Below are 16,424 nucleotides of genomic sequence, written 5' to 3'. Positions count from 1 at the left end.
TCCGAGGATGAGGATGCCTGTTCGAACCGTTCTGACCGTCGCGGCCCTGTCCGCGCTGCTCGCCGCACCCGCCCTTGCGGCCGGTGACCACGCTCACCCTGCCGCCGTGACCCTCCCCGAGGGAAGCGCCGTCCAGTGGCAGCCGGGGCCGCCGAACCTGCCCAAGGGCACGCAGATCGTCGCCTTGGCCGGCGATCCCACTAAACCCGGCCCCTTCGTTCTGAGGGTGAAGTTTCCGGCCAACACCGTGATCGCGCCGCACACCCATTCCAAGGATGAGACGCTGACGATCCTGACCGGCTCGATCTACCATCAGCACGGCAAGACCGTGGACAAGAGCAAGGGCGAGCCGCTCAAGGCCGGGGGCTTCGTCTATTTGCCCGAAGCCATGCCCCATTCCCTCTGGACCACCGACGAAGAGGTGGTTCTTCAGGTCAACGGCAGCGGACCGTTCGGGGTCGATTACCTCAATCCGGCCGACGACCCGAGCCGCGCCCAGAACTGACGCCCGGGAACGAGGGGGCGTGCGGCGACGCCGCCGGGTGCCGCGTTGCGTCGGCGGCCCGCGCGTCGCCGCAGGATGTAGAGCGTCAGCCCGGTGGCCGCGAAGAGCGGCAGCGCCAGGGCGGCGACGAAGAACAGGAGGCCGACCGCCTCGCCGAAGAAGCGGCCTCGATGCACCTCGAACATGTTGTCGGCGATTCGGCGGCCGAGGGGCTTGTCGGCCGCCCGCTTGAGCGTGAGGAGCGATCCGGTCCGGGCATCGAAGGTCATCTCGTCCCGGTCCTCCGGCCTTTGCCCGGCCCGCAGCCAGCGGATGCGGATCACCCGCAGCTCCGGCCCCGGGAGGGTGAGCGTGGCCTGCGTCGCATCGCGACCCTCGGCTTCCATGAAGGTGGCCCAGGCGGCGTCGAGGGCGAAAGGTCGCTCGGGCGCGGCGGGGCGTTCGGCGTTGCGTTTCGCCGCCGCTTCCTTCCCGGGCGGGACGGTGCCGGTGAGGAGCCAAGTCGCGCCGCTGCGATACCAGTCGTACGACCACCATAGGCCGGAGAGGACCAGCACGAGATAGATCGGCACGAGCCACGTGCCGAGCACCGCGTGCAGGGACCACCAGCGGGCCCGCCCTGGCCGGGCGAGGGTGGGCTTGAGCCAGATCTTCCAGCGGTGAATCTTCGGCCAGCGCAGATACACGCCGGTTCCGAGGAAGACCAGAAGGGTCAGGGCGCAGGCGCCCGTCGCTGTCCGGCCCCAACCCCCGCCGTCTCCGGGGAGCAGAAGGTAGCGGTGCAGCGCCCGGATCGTCGCGAACGCGCCCTCCGCCCGGGCGAGTCCGCGCAGCGTGCCGTCATAGGGATCGAGATAGGCGGAGGCGGGGCGATGGCCGTCCTGCCGGGCGAAGCGGGCGCGGGGCACCCGCGCGGGGTCGCCCGCCAGGGTCAGGGCATCAACCGAGAGGCCCGGCCGTTGCGCCTCGGCCCGCGCGACCAGCGCGTCCGGCCCGAGCCGCGGCCGATCCTGGACCGGGGCCACGATGAAAGCGAGATCCGCATCGATCCACTCGTGGATCGCCTCCTCGTAGCTCATCATCGCGCCGGTCACGCCGATCAGCATCAGCGCGAAACCGGCGGTGAGGCCGAGGGCCCAATGGAGTCGGAACAGAACCGTGCGGACGGTCACCGTCATGTGGAAATCCCGATGGACCACCGGACGATGCGCGGTGATGACGATGGGAAACGGCATGCCCGCTGCCATGTCGGGCAGCGGGCGTCGATCGAGGTCGGGGGGACGGCTCGTGTCACCATCGCGAGGCCGTGTCGATCCATTCTTGGAGCGCGGCCTCGTAACGCGCGATCGCGCCGGTCACACCCGTCAGCACGAGGGCCAGACCGGCGCCGAGGCCGAGCGCCCAGTGCAAGCGCAGCACGAAGGTGCGGAGGGTCGCCGCCACGCGCCAGCCCCGTCGATCACCAGAAGGTGCGCGCGGTGACGATGGCCTGGAACGGCTCGCCGATCGTGACGGCGTAATTGTTCGACCCGATGGACGAGGTGTAGGTCGTGGCGTTGGTCAGGTTGCGCAGGTTGAGCTGGAATGTCGCCGGCCGGCCCGCCACCTGGGTGTCGTAGGCCAGGAAGGCATCGGCGACCGCATATTCCGGCAGGAAGAAGCGGGCATTCGTGTAGGGTGATGGGAACCGGTTCGTCGCGGAGCCGGCCCGCTCGCCGACATAGCGCCCGCCGATGCCCGCCCGCAGTCGGCCCTCGCCGAAGAGGCCGGACACCAGCCCGAAATCGTGGGTGAGGAACAGCGAAGCGGTGTGGATCGCGGCATTGGCGAGCCGCTTGCCGTTGATGGTCGGATCCGGGTCCTGTTCGACCCGCGCATCGTTGTAGGCATAGGTGCCGACGAGGCTCCAATCCGGTGCAATCTGCCCGGCAATGTCGAGCTCGAACCCGCGGGAGCGGACACGGCCTGCGACGCGGGCTATGGTTTCCGTGATGGTCTTTTCCGAAGGCCGCGCAGCCAGTTCCGCCTGCGTGGCCGACCGCGTGGCCGTATCGAAGTAGATCACGTTTGATTTGAGGATGTCGTAGAGCGCGGCGGTCGCCGTGATGCCGCCGAACAGCTCGGCCTTCAGTCCGACCTCGTAGGCGCGGCCCAATTCCGGCGGCAGCGCGCCGATCCGGCTAGCAATCGAGGAATTCGGCCGGAAGGTCTCGCTGTATGACCCGTAGACCGACAGGTTCGGCGTCAGCATATAGACGAGGCCAAGGCGCGGCACGGTGCGGTTGCCGGAGACGTCGGTGTTCCGGTTGAACGGGCGTCCCTTGCCGGCGATCTGATCGTAATCCTGATAGCGCAGGCCCGCGACGGCCGTGAGGCGGTCGGTCAGGGCTACGGTATCCTGAATGTAGACCGAGGTGGTGTTGAGGATTTCGCGCTGGTCGCTCTCCGAGTTGGACACCGCGAAGCTTTGCGGAAGCGTCCCGTAGACGGGGTTGTAGATGTTGAAGCCGGCGCGCTGCTGGCTTCGGATCATGTTCTGCCGGTGCCCATTCCACTGATCGTAGGAGGCACCGATCAGGATCTCGTGGTCGAAGCCGAGGATGGTCTCTTTGCCGACGAGGTCGATCCGGCCCGAATGTACGGAGGTGCTGGAGCCCTGGGTCGCGTCGACCCGGCGGGTCAGGATGCCGGTGGCCGGGTTGTAGCCCATCACCCGGGCTTGGTTGTCCGCGTAGAAATCGTGGCTGAAGGCGTAATTGAGGTTCGCCTTCCACCGTTCGTTGAAGTTGTGCTCGGCCGAGAGCGTGGCGACGTGGCTCTCACCCCTGGTGATGTTGTAGCGCTCGTCGAAGCGCCGGCTGGACGGCACCCGCACCGCCTTGCCGGTGAGCGGATCGAACACCGTGCCGCGGTCGAACGGTTCGTGGTAACGCGACCATTCATAGCCCAGCGTCACCCGCGTGGCGTCGCCCTGCCATGTCACGGACGGGGCGACCACTTGGCGATTCTCGGTGCCGAAGTTGCGCCAGTATTCCCGGTTGCGGTGCTCGGCGATGAAGCGGTAGGCGAGGTTCGTCCCCTCGATCGGACCGGTCTGGTCCAGCTCGATACCGCCGCCGTTGAAGCTGGTGCCGAACACTTCGAGATAGCCCGCTTGGACGAAGCGCGGCTTCTTGGTGACGATGTTGATGAGCCCGCCCGGATCGAGGATGCCGTAGAGCGCGGAGGCTGGTCCCTTGAGCACCTCGACGCGCTGGGTCGTCGGCATGAACGAGCGCGGCAGCGCCGTGCGCAGGCCGTCGCGTAGGATCGAGCCGTCCGCTCGCTCGCCGAAGCCGCGGCGGAGGAAGGCGTCCTGCGTACCGCCGAGGGTGTTGGTCTGGGTGATGCCCGATACGTTGACGAGCGCTTCGTCGAGGCTGCGCACGGCCTGATCCTGCAGCACCTGCTCGGTGACCACGGCGATGGATTGCGGCACCTTGATCAGCGGGGTCTCGGTGATCGTGGCCACGGAGGAGCGCACAGGCTGGTAGCCCCGGGAGATCGCCTTGCCGTCACCGGTCACCGACAATTCGTCGAGGGCGACGACGGGATCGCTCGCTCCCTGCGCCTGCGCATCGGACGCGGCGAGAAGCGCGCCGAGCAGGAGCACGGTCGCGGAAGGAGATTGTGGAGGCATGCAGTCGGGTCGTCCGCCCCAACCGGCGCCCGCGGAAGGCGGGCCGATCCGTCAGGCGGGTCCATCTTCCTAACAATTGTTAATTTATCGGGTCAAGGTGAGATCCGTGCATGCCCATCGATCCACGAAACTCGATTGACGATCTGCGAGAATATCAGTCTTGATTGCCATGCTCGACTTGTCGAAACGTGAGACCTCACGGCGAGGCACCGACCGTGTCCGCCATCCGGGCATCGCGGTCGCCGAGGGGCTTCGGCGCACCGACCGTCGTGTCCTCCGCTGTCTGGTGCTCGGTCTCGGCATTGATCTGGGCGCCGAGCAGCACGATCGTGGTCGAGATCCAGATCCAGGTCATGAAGCCGATGGCGGCGCCGAGCGACCCGTAGGTCTTGTCGTACGAGCCGAAATTCGCGACGTACCACGAGAACAGCAGCGAACCGGCCAGCCACAGGAAGGCGGCGAGCATGCCGCCGGGGGTCACCCAGCGCCAGCGCGGCGCGTCTCGGCTCGGGCCGTAGCGATAGAGCACGGCGAGCATTCCGAGCACGACGAGGAACAGCGCCGGCCAGCGCAGCAGCGCGAGCCACCATCCTTCCGTGCTCAGGCCCAGGGTCTGGATCGCCACCGGTACGGCGACGATGCCGGCCAAGGCCAGCACGATGAAGAGCAAGGCGCCGGCCGTGAAGGCGAGCGAGACGAGGTTGAGCCGAAAGAAGCCGCGCCGCTCCCGCTCGTTGTAGACGAGGTTGAGCGCGTCGAAGACGTGCTTGACCCCGCCATTGGCGCTCCAGACCGAGAGGGCGATGCCGGTGAGCGCGGTGAGGCCCAGGGTCGTGTCACCCTTCTCGGCCACGCGCTTGACCTGTTCGCTGACGATGTCGAGCCCGCCCGAGGGCAGGATCCCGCGCAATGCCTCGATCTGCTGGTTGATCGTCGCGATGTCGGCGATCAGGCCGTAGACCGAGACGAGGGCAGCGATGGCCGGGAAGATCGCCAGCAGCACGAAGAAGGTCACCCCCGCCGAGACCAGCATCAGCCGGTTCTCGCCGACGTCGTGGTAGGCGCGCTTGAGGATGTCCCACCAGCCCGCAGCGGGAATCTTCTCGGGGCTCTCGGCCGCCCGGCCGCGATCCCGCTCCGTCCGCGCCACCCGATGCGCATCCGCACCCTCGTGCGAGGGTGATTCCTGGCGGGCCGCGTCCCCGTTCGGCTCTCGCGGGGCGCCGCCGGTGCGGGAAGGAGCCCGGCGCGGCAGGGCGACGAGCCCGAGAAGGGCCGCCGACAGGGCGAGCGTCCACAGCGTGGGGTGGCGCGGTTCGGGCTGGATCACGGGAAGGGACGGGGACGGGTCGTTCGTCGGCATCGTCTCGGTCGGCTCCGGTCACCGCGGGAAAGCGGCACCATGGGCAACCGCCCGGCACCGTGCTCGGTTCACATCGGCGTGATGGGCCTCGCGTTCTGCCCTTGAAAATTCACAATTCAAACACCCTTCTGCCGGAACCCTGAAGCTCGGCCCCATGTTGAGTGCGCATCGGTCGAACGCGACCAACCTCGACGAGTGTTTCTCACGATTGTTCCGCCCACGCGGAAAGCCGGCTCCTGCGTATCAGGAGCGTCGTGAGGTAGCTTCAGGAGCCGCCGATGCCTTCGACCCTGCCTCGCTCCGGACGGCGCATCGCGCTCGTTCTCGCGTCTTCCGCCCTTGTGTTCTCGACGATCGCGGGCGTCCACGCTCAGGAGGCCGGCCTCGGCGGCCTATTTGGGCATCTCTTCGGTGGGACACCGCGGCAGGTCGAGGCTCCGCCCGCACCCGTGCAGGCCGTGCCGTCCTATGGCGGGGGCGAGGTGAACGAGCGCTACCGCTGGCGCCGCCACAGCCGCGGGGCCGACCGTGCGAAGCCCAAGGTGCGCTACGCCGCCTTGCCCAAGGATGAGGACGTGTCCGGCGTCAGCGGTAAGCAGCCGGTCGATCAGAAGGCGATCGCGGCCAACCCGACCGCCGCCCTCCTGCGCGACGACACCCTGCGTCCCGGCGACATCGTGGTGATGCCCGGCGGTCCGAAGGTGTTTCTCGGCCGCGAGGATCGCGGACGCGGCAGCAAGGCGGCGCGCCACCGGATGACCGATTTCGAGGACGTTCGGTCCTCGCGCTCCCTCGACTCCAAGACCCGCAAGCAACTGCTCGCCATGATGGTCCCCCACGGCGCTATGCCGGCGGAGGAGGCTCGCAAGGCGCTGGCCAAGGCCCGCCGCCTCGCGCCGCAGGAGGAGATCGAGACGCTGACCCGGCAGGCCCGGGCCGAGACGGGCACCGGCGCCCGGGTGATCAGCTTGTGGAAGACGGCGCAGTAAACGGCGTCGGTCGGGCGGCGACGAGGTCGGCGCTCGCACGGGGAATACCGCACGATCGAGATGAGCCGAGGGCGAGGGAACGATCCTCGCCCGAGCGTCGTGCCCGCCCTCGAAGGACTTGCCACCTCCTGTCGCGGCGCTCGTGTTTCGATCCGGAAAAGGTCGCCCGTTCTACGGGAAGGTGCAGGTCGCCGTCCCGTAAGAGCGCACGCATTCGCGGAGCGTTCTCCTGCACTCGCCCTTGCACAATGAGAACAAAACAGGTACGAAATGCATCGGCCCGGGCGCATTGAGCCTTGCGCCCCTCCCATGCATAAGGAGCCTCACGCGATGGCCCAGCCTGCGCTGAAGATGGTGGAATCCACGACGATGGCTGCTGCGGACAAGGACAAGGCGAAGGCGATCGATGCGGCGCTGACGCAGATCGAGCGGGCCTTCGGCAAGGGCTCGATCATGCGCCTCGGCAAGTCCGACAAGGTGCAGGAGGTCGAGACGGTCTCCACCGGCTCGCTGGGTCTCGATATCGCGCTGGGCGTCGGCGGTCTGCCGCGCGGCCGGGTCATCGAGATCTACGGGCCGGAATCCTCGGGCAAGACGACGCTCGCGCTGCACACCATCGCAGAAGCCCAGAAGAAGGGCGGCGTCTGCGCCTTCGTCGATGCCGAGCATGCCCTCGATCCGGTCTACGCGCGCAAGCTCGGCGTCCATCTCGACGATCTGCTGATCTCGCAGCCCGATACCGGCGAGCAGGCGCTTGAGATCACCGACACGCTGGTGCGCTCGGGCGCGATCGACGTGCTGGTGGTCGATTCCGTCGCCGCCCTGACCCCGCGAGCGGAGATCGAGGGTGAGATGGGCGAGAGCCAGCCCGGCCTTCAGGCCCGCCTGATGAGCCAAGCCCTTCGCAAGCTCACCGGTTCGATCTCGCGCTCGAACTGCATGGTCATCTTCATCAACCAGATCCGGATGAAGATCGGCGTGATGTACGGTTCGCCCGAGACCACGACGGGCGGCAATGCGCTGAAGTTCTACGCATCGGTGCGCCTCGATATCCGCCGCGTCTCGACCCTGAAGGATCGCGATGAGGCGATCGGCAATCAGGTCCGCGTCAAGGTCGTCAAGAACAAGGTCGCTCCGCCCTTCAAGCAGGTCGAATTCGACATCATGTTCGGCGAGGGCGTCTCCAAGGTCGGCGAGCTGATCGATCTCGGCGTCAAGGCCGGCATCGTCGAGAAGGCGGGCGCGTGGTTCTCCTACGATAGCCAGCGCCTCGGCCAGGGCCGCGAGAACGCGAAGGGCTTCCTGCGCGACAATCCCGACATCGCTGCCAAGATCGAGGGCTCGATCCGGCAGAATTCGGGTCTGGTGGCCGACCGCATCCTCGAGAACGCCAAGCCGACGGCGGACGATCTCGACGAAGGCGAAGCCTGACGCTTCCCCGATCTTCGCATCGTCCATCATGGGGCGGGAGGTTCATCCTCCCGCCCTTTTTCATGTTCGCTTCTCAGGATCGCGCCGCCCCTAGCGGTTGGTTCTCGTTGATCCCCACGCAAGACCGGATCGGGGCGCGGCTTGCGATAGCGCACATCGGTACAAGATCGGCCCTCATGGTATTATGTATACAAGGATTAAAGGCAAAACATCGCTCTCGTAGATTATTCCAGTGGTGGTCATCTCATCGCAGTAATACTTTCCTGGAATAAATTTCTCTCTATCTCGTCCGTCATAGTAGCTGCCTACCACGCAGCGACTCCAGAAATGACTTGGCCCGCCTTCGGCGGCGGGCCTCTTTCTGTGCAATCCGAGATGCATGTGACGATGGCCACGCTGAATCAGAGGCAGATGCGAGCCCTACAATGGCTGGCGGATCAGGAGGAGCATCGGTGGATACCGGTCTGCGACCACGGCCCCTGTCGCACCACCCTCAACGCCCTCGTCCGCCGCGGTCTCGCCATACGCTCCTCGGCAAATGCCGACCATTATCGGATCACCATGCAAGGTCGCGCCGTGAGCCCGCTCGTGTGAGCGGAGTCGCGTGGGCCGGGACCGTCACGGCCCTATCGGGCCGCCGCTTCTGAGCCGCGATGCAGCGTTGCTGACAGACCGACAGCGATCAGCGCTTGGTCCGGTGCAGAACCAACCACTGCTTGAGGCGATGCGGCCAAGTCTCGGCTGTCTCGCCGTGAGCCGACGACGACAGGGCATCGGTGCATGGGCTCTGCGTTCGATGCATGTCCGCGCGGCGTTCTCACAGGATCGAAGGATCCGCAGCGTCACGGGGCCGAGCGATGCTTCGGGTGCGGGGGCGCTCAGCGGCGGCGCGCAGCTTCAGTTCCCAAAAGGCCGTTCCCATCGCCATGAGCTGCGCCGTCGCCCACATGCCACGGCAATCCATTCGTGTATAAGATCATAGATCTATGAAGAATATATGACGTAATTTATCTCGTATTCTGAGGGATTAGAGGAAGATATGCGGGCGTTATTTATAAAGTGAGCAATATTTTGGGCCAAATATCTCTAAGTTGTTCCAATAATATTGGTCGAATGTTATGCCGCGCCGCAGAAAGCGCAGTCGCTCCGGGGATCCACCGATCTCACAGGAGGCTCGCGCGGCGCGGAGAGCCCGATCGATGAAGCGATGCCTGCTTGCGACCAAGCTGGGATTGGGGGCGCTGATGCTGCCCTTCTCGCCGGCCGAGGCTCAGACCGTGGCCGAACTGCAGCGGCAGATCGATGAGTTGAAGGCGATGATCCGGGCGCAGGCTGCCGAACGGGACCTGCGCAGAACGGGTGGAGTCGGACCCCGGCCCAAGCCGGCCCGCCTCGCCGGGCGCAGCGATGCCGGCACGCTGCCGGCGGCGGGACGGCCGGTGGAATCCGCGCTCGACCCAAAGCCGGGGGCACGGGCCGAGCGTCAGGTCATCCTCGCCGACGAGCCCGATACGTGGTGGCGGGCGTTGCTGCCGCCGCCGCCCGAGTTGCTGCAAGACGATCCCGACAAGCCGAAGCGGCCCAAGACCTGGTTCGAGCGTCTGTCCCTGCGCGGCTACACGCAGCTGCGCGTCAACGAGTTCCTGTCCGGCGACGACACCGCGCCGTCCGGCGTCTCACGGCTGCGCTCGGTCCACGACAGCGGCATCACTCAAGCCAACAACTTCACCTTCCGGCGGGTGCGCCTCGTCATCCAGGGCGACATTCACGAGCGGGTCTTCCTCTACATCCAGCCGGACTTCGCCGTGAGCGTGAACAATCAGGCGGGGCCCGAGCCGCGCCAGCACTTCGCGCAATTGCGCGATGCCTTCGCCGATGTGTTCCTCGACGAGGACCGCCGCTCGAAGCTGCGCCTGGGTCAGCAGAAGGTGCCCTATGGCTGGGAGAACCTGCAATCCTCGCAGAACCGCCTGACGCTCGACCGCTCGGACGCGATCAACAGCGCCATCCCCGGCGAGCGCGATATCGGCATCACCTATTACTACACCCCCTGGCACGTGCAGCGGATCTGGGATCGGCTGGCCAAGGGTGGGCAGAAGCTGTTCGGCAATTACGGCGCCTTCGGTCTGGGGGTCTATAACGGCCAGACCATCAACCGGGTCGAGCGCAACAACGGCGTGATGGTCGCTGGAATGGTCACGTGGCCCTTCATGCTCGATGGGCTGGGCGCCGCGTTCAAGGATCAAGTCGTCGAGGTCGGGGGCTCGGCCTACCACAACCAGTTCCAGCCCGAGACCCGTGCCGGCGGCGTCACTGCGACGAGCTTCGACGACAGCCGCGTCGGCATCCACGCCATCCTCTATCCCCAACCCTTCGGTCTCCAGGCCGAGTGGAATTGGGGCCGGGGGCCGGAATTCGATCCGGTCGCCCAGGCGATCACGACGAAACCGCTGGAGGGTGGCTACGTCCAGGCGATGGTCCGGGTCGACCGTTCGTGGATCGGCCCGTTCATGCCCTATGCCCGCTGGCAGACCTATCGCGGCGGCTGGAAGGTCGCCACCAACGCGCCGCGCCTCGAAACCGACGAGGTCGAGATCGGCATCGAGTTCCAGCCAATCAAGCCGATCGAGATCACCCTCGCCTATGCTCGCATGAACCGCCGCGAGGCCGACGAGCGCCGCCTCGGACAGGCGGAGGGCGATCTGTTCCGGGCGCAGCTGCAGGTCAATTACTGATGGCCTTTTCTTCGCCCCGTCCCACCCAGCCCCCCTCATCCTGAGGAACTCAGCCGAAGGCTGAGCCTCGACGGAGAGTTCCTAGGATCGCGCGAGACGCTCGAGCCCGCTTTCGAGGGCGCCGCTTCGCAGCGCCACCTCAGGATGAGGGGATGTGGTGGGGCGACGCGCGCTCAGCCCGACGCTCAGCCCCCGTGTGCCGCGTCGAACTCCGCCGCGAAGCGGGCGCCGGGGCGGTCCGTGCAGCGGTCCACCCAGGCGTCGATCGCCGGAAGGCCGGGTTTGCCGAACCACGCATAGGGCGAGTGCAGCAGCAGGTCGGCCGCCGTGTAGTGCTCGCCCAAGAGATAGGGCCGGTCCGCCAGCGCCGCGGCGAGCCTGGCTTTGACATGATCCGCGGTGCGGAAGGTCCGGGACAGGCCCGGATGATCGATCCCGAGCGCCTGGAGCGTCAGCACCGGCTCGACCACGCCGGCATACCAGGCGAGCCAGCTCAAGTAGGCCCCCCGCCGCGGATCGCCGGCCGGAACGCTCAAACCCGCATCGGGGAACAACTCGGCGAGGTGTTGAACGATGGCGCTCGATTCCCACACCAGCACACCGTCCTGGTCGAGCAGCGGGACCTTGCCGTCAGGATGGGGGTTGCGCGGGTCGCGGGCGCCGGTGCCGTCCATGCGGGGGATGGTGACGACCTCGATGCCGACGGTGTCCAGGGCGTCGAGATCCTTCAGGAGCGCGACGATGCGGGTCGAGCGGCTGTTGGGCGAGTGGTAGAGCGTGATCATGGAAGGGCTCCTGCGGGTCGGCGCCTGTGGCCGGGCTGCCGACGATGATGTACGCCACCCCACCTGCCAGTTTCCGTCAGGAGCGCGATGGCCCGCACCGACCGGCTCTTCCGCCTGCTGCATGCCATGCGGGTCCTGCCTGCCCCGGTCACGGCGGCCCGGCTCGCCGAGGAGACCGGTGTGTCCCTGCGCTCGCTCTATCGCGACATCGACGCATTGCGCGCCGCCGGTGCCCGGATCGAGGGCGAGCGCGGCTACGGCTATCGCCTGATCGAGGACGTGGCCCTGCCGCCGCAAACCTTCGAGCGCATCGAGATCGAAGCGCTGGTGCTCGGCCTGTCCGAGGTGCGCCAGATGGGCGACCCGGCGCTGGCGGAGGCCGCGGCCTCGGTACTGGCCAAGGTCGCCGCGACCCTCCCCGACCGGGCCGAGCAGCATCTGCTTCACGCGGTCAGCCAAGCCCGTCGCTTCGCCGCGCGCTTTCCCGCGATGCCCGACATCGTGGGATTCATGGCGACGATCCGGTCCGGCTGCTGGCGCGAGGAAGCGCTCGCCATCCGCTACGCCGACAAGGACGGCGCCCCGACGGAGCGGACCATCCTGCCGTTCTCCATTGTCTATCTCGACAGCCAGATGACCCTGCTGGCGTGGTGCACCATGCGGGAGGCGTTCCGCATGTTCCGCCTCGACCGCATCCGCGCGGTCGCGGCCACGGGCATCAGCTTCCGGCCGCGGCGGGCGGCCCTGCTGCGCGACTATCTCGCCGAACTGCGCCGCGCCGGCGCGACCCGCGCGGCGAGCGCCGATCCGCAGGAGAGACGAGGGGACGGATCTCGGTAAACTGCCGAGCTCACCTGCCGACGTGACTCGCAGGGCGGCGGACCGTATGAGGGCCGGATGCGGCCGCGCTCTTCCGAGCCGGTCCCCCGACGCGACTTGATTTCCGAGCCTATCCGATGAGCGGCGTCAACGAGATCCGATCGACCTTCCTGGACTACTTCCGGGATGCCGGGCACGCGGTGGTGCCGTCGTCCTCGCTCGTGCCCAAGAACGACCCGACGCTGATGTTCACGAACGCCGGCATGGTGCAGTTCAAGAACGTCTTCACCGGCGTCGAGAAGCGCCCGTATGTGAAGGCGACCTCCTCGCAGAAGTGCGTCCGGGCCGGTGGCAAGCACAATGATTTGGATAATGTCGGCTACACCGCCCGGCACCACACCTTCTTCGAGATGCTCGGCAATTTCTCGTTCGGAGATTACTTCAAGGCCGACGCGATCGAACTCGCCTGGACCCTGATCACCAAGGAGTTCGGCCTCTCGCCCGAGAAACTCCTCGTGACGGTCTATGCCGACGACGACGAGGCGGCCGGCCTCTGGAAGAAGATTGCCGGGTTCGGTGACGAGAAGATCATCCGGATCGGGACATCGGACAATTTCTGGCAGATGGGCGACACCGGCCCCTGCGGCCCGTGCTCCGAGATCTTCATCGATCAGGGCCCGGCGCTCGCCGGTGGCCCGCCCGGCTCCCCGGACGAGGACGGCGACCGCTTCCTCGAGTTCTGGAATCTCGTGTTCATGCAATACGAGCAGATCGAGCCGGGGGTGCGCAATCCGCTGCCGCGGCCCTCGATCGACACCGGCATGGGCCTGGAGCGCATGGCGGCGATCCTTCAGGGCGTCCACTCGAACTACGACACCGACCTGTTTCGCGCGCTGATCGACGCCGTGGCGCATGCCGTGTCGAAGGCGCCGGAGCCGGCGACGCGCGCCTCGTACCGGGTGATCGCCGACCATCTGCGCTCGACCTCCTTCCTCATCGCGGACGGCGTGCTGCCCTCGAACGAGGGTCGCGGCTACGTGCTGCGCCGGATCATGCGCCGCGCCATGCGGCATCTCGAACTGCTCGGCGCCCGCGAACCGGTGATGTACCGCCTCGTCCCCGCGCTGGTGCGCGAGATGGGCCAGGCTTTCCCCGAACTGACCCGCAGCGAGGCGCTGATCTCGGAGACCCTGCGTCTGGAGGAGGGCCGATTCCGCAAGACCCTGGAGCGGGGCCTTGCCATTCTCGACGCCGAGACCCGCGATCTCGGCGATGGGCAAAACCTCTCGGGCGAGACCGCCTTCACCCTCTACGACACCTATGGCTTCCCCCTCGACCTGACGCAGGACGCCCTGAAATCCCGCGGCATCGGCGTCGATACGGAGGCGTTCTCCGCCGCCATGCAGCGCCAGAAGCAGGCGGCGCGGGCCGCGTGGCAGGGGTCGGGCGAGGCCGCGACCGAGACCGTCTGGTTCGGCATCAAGGAGCGCACCGGCGCCACCGAGTTCCTCGGCTACGATTCCGAGGCGGCGGAAGCGGTCGTCGGCGCCGTGTTGCGTGAGGGAGCCGAAGTCGAGGCTCTCAAGGCCGGCGAAACCGGCCTCGTCGTCGTCAACCAGACGCCGTTCTACGGCGAATCCGGCGGTCAGGTCGGCGACACCGGCACGATCACCGGACCGGGCCTCAAGGCCCGCGTCTCCGGCACCGAGAAGAAGCTCGGCGACCTGTTCGTCCACCACGTCACCGTGGACGAGGGCACGCTCGCGATGGGGGCGGCGGTCGAGCTGAAGGTGGACCACGCCCGCCGCGCCGCGATCCGCGCCAATCACTCGGCGACGCACCTGCTGCACGAGGCCCTGCGGCAGGTGCTCGGCGATCACGTGGCGCAGAAGGGCTCGCTCGTCGCCCCCGAGCGCCTGCGCTTCGATATCAGCCATCCCAAGCCCATCGACGAGGCCGAGCTGACCCGCGTCGAGGAGATCGCCAACGCGGTGCTGCTCCAGAATGCCCCGGTCGTCACCAAGCTGATGGCGGTGGACGAGGCGATCGAGTCCGGCGCCCGCGCGCTGTTCGGCGAGAAGTACGGCGACGAGGTGCGCGTCGTCTCCATGGGCCGACCCGTGGACGACGAAGGCCGCGAGGTCGAGGGCGGGCGCCTGCCGAACTTCTCGATCGAGCTGTGCGGCGGCACCCACGTGTCGCATCTGGGCCAGATCGGCCAGATCACCGTGCTCGGCGAGAGTGCGGTGGGCGCGGGTGTGCGCCGCATCGAGGCGATGACCGGCAACGCGGCGCGCCGCCACCGGCAGGCCGAGAGCCGCACGCTGAACCAGCTCGCCGGCCTGATCAAGGCGCCCGTCGCCGACGTGCCGGACCGCCTCGCCTCGCTCATCGAGGAGCGCCGCCGGCTCGAGAAGGAGCTGGCGGATGCGCGGAAGAAGATCGCCATGGGCGGCGGCTCGGGCGGGGGCGACGAGGCGCGCGAGGTCAACGGCGTGAAGCTGATGGCCCGGGTGGTCGAGGGCGTCGAGATGCGCGACCTGAAGGGCCTCGCCGACGAGGGCAAGACCCGTCTTGGATCGGGCATCGTCGCCATCGTCGGCGTCGCCCCGGACGGCAAGGCCGGACTCGTCGTCGGGGTCACCGAGGATCTGACGGAGCGCTACGACGCAGTCGGCCTCGTGCGGGCAGGCGCGGGCCATCTCGGCGGCAAGGGCGGCGGCGGACGCCGGGACATGGCCCAGGCCGGCGGTCCCGACGGCAAGGGGGCGGACGCAGCGCTCGCCGCCATCGCCGAGGCACTGGCGGCGGCCTGAGGCGCCTCGCGAAGGGCGGAGACACAAAAAGGGTTTCGCTCACGGAACGGTGAAGGGAGTCGCGGCTTGTCTGGCCGCGCTCCCACCCGTGCTTGGCCGGACTGACTGCCCGCTTCCTCGGCGTCCTGGCCTTGCACGCCCATTGCACGGAAGGCGTCCCAACGCCTTCAGGACACCCGTGATCCGATGAAGCTCTTCCGCTGCCAGTCCTGCGACAACATCCTGTATTTCGAGAACCGAACCTGCCAGCGCTGCGGTCACCGCCTCGGCTACCTGCCGCAGGCCGGCACGCTCTCGGCTTTGGCGCCGGCGGGCGACAACAATTCATGGACCCCGCTGGCGATCCCTGAGAACCCCAGCTTCCTCTGCACCAACGCGGCGCACGACACCTGCAACTGGATGGTGCCGCCGGGCTCGACCGACGCGTTCTGCCTCGCCTGCCGCCACAACGGCACGGTGCCGGACGTGTCCGACCCGATGAACCTGCAGCGCTGGCAGGAGATGGAACTGGCCAAGCACCGGCTGTTCTACACTCTGCTGCGCTGGAACCTGCCGCTGAAGACCCGCGCGGAGGATCCGGAGCACGGCCTGATCTTCCACTTCCTGGCCGACCCGCCCTCCGCCGACGGCCCCAAGGTGATGACCGGTCACGAGAACGGCGTGATCACCATCGCCCTCGTCGAGGCGGATCCGGCCGAGCGCGAGAAGCGCCGCTCCAGCATGGGCGAACCTTACCGGACCCTGCTCGGCCATTTCCGCCACGAGGTCGGACACCATTACTGGGATCTGCTGGTGCGGGACGCGGGCAAGCTCGATGCCTGCCGAGCGGTGTTCGGCGACGATTCTCAGGATTACGGCGAGGCGCTCCAACGCCATTACAACCAGGGCCCGCCGGCCGACTGGCAGGAGAACTTCGTCTCCGCCTACGCCACCACCCATCCCTGGGAGGATTTCGCCGAGACCTGGGCGCATTACCTCCACATCGTCGACACGCTGGAGATGGCGAGCGCCTTCGGCCTGGAGGTGAAGCCCGAGGTCGATCGCTCCGGCGAGATCACCGCCAAGATCGGATTCGACCCCTACGCGGCCGAGACCATCGAGCAGATCGTGGATGCGTGGCTGCCCCTGGTGTTCGCCCTCAACAGCATGAACCGGGCGATGGGCGAGGGCGACCTCTACCCCTTCGTGATCGCCCCGCCGGTAATGCGCAAGCTCGGCTTCATCCACGGTTTGGTGCACGGACGCGTGTGAGGCACCGTCAGCCGTCCTACCCCCTCATCCTGAGGCCCGCGGGCGCGGGTC

General features: G+C 67.4%; 13 protein-coding genes. 8 read left to right on the top strand and 5 right to left on the bottom strand.

Going from position 1 to position 16,424, the window contains the following annotated elements; translation table 11 throughout:
- Positions 1-13 precede the first annotated feature (13 nt).
- Complete coding sequence (locus MFF26_RS09610; RefSeq protein ID WP_137827541.1) at positions 14-505, top strand: cupin domain-containing protein; 492 nt, start codon at positions 14-16, stop codon at positions 503-505.
- On the opposite strand, the gene MFF26_RS09605 is transcribed toward MFF26_RS09610, so the two are convergent.
- The 4 genes from MFF26_RS09605 to MFF26_RS09590 all read right to left on the bottom strand — a co-directional run bounded on the left by MFF26_RS09605 (position 463) and on the right by MFF26_RS09590 (position 5,547).
- Positions 463-1,683 (bottom strand): PepSY-associated TM helix domain-containing protein, encoded by a 1,221-nt coding sequence (locus tag MFF26_RS09605; RefSeq protein WP_137827610.1) that lies wholly within the window; start codon positions 1,681-1,683, stop codon positions 463-465. The two genes, MFF26_RS09610 and MFF26_RS09605, sit on opposite strands and share 43 nt — an antisense overlap.
- Positions 1,684-1,795: 112 nt before the next feature.
- Positions 1,796-1,948 carry a hypothetical protein gene (locus tag MFF26_RS09600; RefSeq protein ID WP_171015378.1) on the bottom strand — a complete coding sequence of 51 codons (153 nt, stop codon included), beginning with the start codon at positions 1,946-1,948 and terminating at the stop codon, positions 1,796-1,798.
- A gap of 16 nt (positions 1,949-1,964) precedes the next feature.
- On the bottom strand, positions 1,965-4,184 hold the full coding sequence (locus MFF26_RS09595; protein WP_137827540.1) for a TonB-dependent siderophore receptor: 2,220 nt from the start codon (positions 4,182-4,184) through the stop codon (positions 1,965-1,967).
- A 196-nt stretch (positions 4,185-4,380) separates the two neighbouring features.
- Positions 4,381-5,547, bottom strand: coding sequence for a YihY/virulence factor BrkB family protein (locus tag MFF26_RS09590; protein ID WP_137827539.1), 1,167 nt, complete (start codon positions 5,545-5,547; stop codon positions 4,381-4,383).
- A 278-nt stretch (positions 5,548-5,825) separates the two neighbouring features.
- On the opposite strand from MFF26_RS09590, the gene MFF26_RS09585 reads away from it, so the two are divergent.
- From MFF26_RS09585 to MFF26_RS09570, 4 genes are all read left to right on the top strand, one after another.
- Positions 5,826-6,536, top strand: coding sequence for a hypothetical protein (locus tag MFF26_RS09585; RefSeq protein WP_137827538.1), 711 nt, complete (start codon positions 5,826-5,828; stop codon positions 6,534-6,536).
- A gap of 351 nt (positions 6,537-6,887) precedes the next feature.
- Positions 6,888-7,967, top strand: a complete 1,080-nt coding sequence (gene recA, locus MFF26_RS09580; RefSeq protein ID WP_373324438.1) for a recombinase RecA — start codon at positions 6,888-6,890, stop codon at positions 7,965-7,967.
- A 387-nt stretch (positions 7,968-8,354) separates the two neighbouring features.
- Entirely contained in the window at positions 8,355-8,561 is a 207-nt protein-coding gene (locus MFF26_RS09575) for a hypothetical protein (RefSeq protein ID WP_137827536.1), read from the top strand.
- A 605-nt stretch (positions 8,562-9,166) separates the two neighbouring features.
- Positions 9,167-10,702, top strand: coding sequence for a porin (locus MFF26_RS09570; RefSeq protein WP_137827535.1), 1,536 nt, complete (start codon positions 9,167-9,169; stop codon positions 10,700-10,702).
- A gap of 185 nt (positions 10,703-10,887) precedes the next feature.
- Here MFF26_RS09570 and MFF26_RS09565 read toward each other — a convergent pair whose 3' ends face one another.
- Positions 10,888-11,487, bottom strand: a complete 600-nt coding sequence (locus MFF26_RS09565; protein ID WP_137827534.1) for a glutathione S-transferase family protein — start codon at positions 11,485-11,487, stop codon at positions 10,888-10,890.
- Positions 11,488-11,574: 87 nt separating this feature from the next.
- On the opposite strand from MFF26_RS09565, the gene MFF26_RS09560 reads away from it, so the two are divergent.
- The 3 genes from MFF26_RS09560 (at position 11,575) to MFF26_RS09550 (ending at position 16,373) form a co-directional block, all read left to right on the top strand.
- Positions 11,575-12,327 carry a helix-turn-helix transcriptional regulator gene (locus tag MFF26_RS09560; RefSeq protein WP_238307918.1) on the top strand — a complete coding sequence of 251 codons (753 nt, stop codon included), beginning with the start codon at positions 11,575-11,577 and terminating at the stop codon, positions 12,325-12,327.
- A 116-nt stretch (positions 12,328-12,443) separates the two neighbouring features.
- Positions 12,444-15,122, top strand: coding sequence for an alanine--tRNA ligase (gene alaS / locus MFF26_RS09555; protein WP_137827532.1), 2,679 nt, complete (start codon positions 12,444-12,446; stop codon positions 15,120-15,122).
- 186 nt (positions 15,123-15,308) lie between these two features.
- Positions 15,309-16,373, top strand: a complete 1,065-nt coding sequence (locus MFF26_RS09550; protein ID WP_137827531.1) for a zinc-binding metallopeptidase family protein — start codon at positions 15,309-15,311, stop codon at positions 16,371-16,373.
- Positions 16,374-16,424 lie beyond the last annotated feature (51 nt).

Origin of the sequence: Methylorubrum suomiense, assembly GCF_022179765.1 — a bacterium.
In the GTDB taxonomy this organism is placed as follows: Bacteria; Pseudomonadota; Alphaproteobacteria; order Rhizobiales; family Beijerinckiaceae; genus Methylobacterium; species Methylobacterium suomiense.
This window is presented reverse-complemented; position numbering and strand designations above follow the sequence as displayed.

Coding starts and splice junctions, on each gene's coding strand:
- MFF26_RS09610 (WP_137827541.1), top strand. CDS start 14: ATGCCTGTTCGAACCGTTCTGACCGTCGCGGCCCTGTCCGCGCTGCTC.
- MFF26_RS09605 (WP_137827610.1), bottom strand. CDS start 1,683: ATGACGGTGACCGTCCGCACGGTTCTGTTCCGACTCCATTGGGCCCTC.
- MFF26_RS09595 (WP_137827540.1), bottom strand. CDS start 4,184: ATGCCTCCACAATCTCCTTCCGCGACCGTGCTCCTGCTCGGCGCGCTT.
- MFF26_RS09590 (WP_137827539.1), bottom strand. CDS start 5,547: ATGCCGACGAACGACCCGTCCCCGTCCCTTCCCGTGATCCAGCCCGAA.
- MFF26_RS09585 (WP_137827538.1), top strand. CDS start 5,826: ATGCCTTCGACCCTGCCTCGCTCCGGACGGCGCATCGCGCTCGTTCTC.
- recA (WP_373324438.1), top strand. CDS start 6,888: ATGGTGGAATCCACGACGATGGCTGCTGCGGACAAGGACAAGGCGAAG.
- MFF26_RS09575 (WP_137827536.1), top strand. CDS start 8,355: ATGGCCACGCTGAATCAGAGGCAGATGCGAGCCCTACAATGGCTGGCG.
- MFF26_RS09570 (WP_137827535.1), top strand. CDS start 9,167: ATGAAGCGATGCCTGCTTGCGACCAAGCTGGGATTGGGGGCGCTGATG.
- MFF26_RS09565 (WP_137827534.1), bottom strand. CDS start 11,487: ATGATCACGCTCTACCACTCGCCCAACAGCCGCTCGACCCGCATCGTC.
- MFF26_RS09560 (WP_238307918.1), top strand. CDS start 11,575: ATGGCCCGCACCGACCGGCTCTTCCGCCTGCTGCATGCCATGCGGGTC.
- alaS (WP_137827532.1), top strand. CDS start 12,444: ATGAGCGGCGTCAACGAGATCCGATCGACCTTCCTGGACTACTTCCGG.
- MFF26_RS09550 (WP_137827531.1), top strand. CDS start 15,309: ATGAAGCTCTTCCGCTGCCAGTCCTGCGACAACATCCTGTATTTCGAG.